Raw genomic sequence first — 647 nt, 5'->3', positions numbered from 1 at the left:
TATGTTTGCTTCTTCCAAACACAGATTTGAACTCTAATCATTTCACTGTTCTTTCTGCCTCTAAATACTGAGCAATAAATATGCAACCCTACTGTACCGACATGTATTAAAAACTTAAAAATAAATTCAACGTCGTGTTTATCGCCTAAAAACACAAACGAACACATTCATAACTAGATGTTTTAAAAAGATTTATCAATAAAACAACGAAAGTTCATTACTACGAAAAAGATGATCACAGAACACCAATAAGCCAAGCCAATCATTTGAAAACTTTTATCAATTTAATTAGAGTACAAAACGTCAACTCGTGATAAACACATAACAAAGGACAATTAACATGGATCCCATACTGGAAGTTAAGGGACTTTATAAAGTGTTTGGAGAAGCTCCGGAGCGAGCATTCTCACTCATCGAAAAAGGCGTTGATAAAGACGATATTTTTGAACAAACTGGCTTAACCGTTGGCGTCAACGATGTATCTCTGACCATCAATGAAGGCGAGATTTTTGTCATTATGGGTCTCTCTGGCTCAGGAAAATCCACTCTCGTTCGACTTCTCAATCGACTCATTGAACCCACCAAAGGCAGTGTTTACCTCAAAGGGAAAGACATTGCTCACATCTCCGAAGAAGAACTGCGCGAAG

At 37.2% G+C, this 647-nt stretch carries 1 protein-coding gene; it reads left to right on the top strand.

Features of this window, described 5'->3' with window-relative positions; all coding sequences use genetic code 11:
* Positions 1 to 340 precede the first annotated feature (340 nt).
* Positions 341 to 647, top strand: a 307-nt coding sequence (locus tag R7R24_RS27705; protein WP_318120275.1) for an ATP-binding cassette domain-containing protein, incomplete at its 3' end; no start/stop codon positions are given.

It is taken from the genome of Vibrio sp. 704 (assembly GCF_033339295.1).
This window is presented reverse-complemented; position numbering and strand designations above follow the sequence as displayed.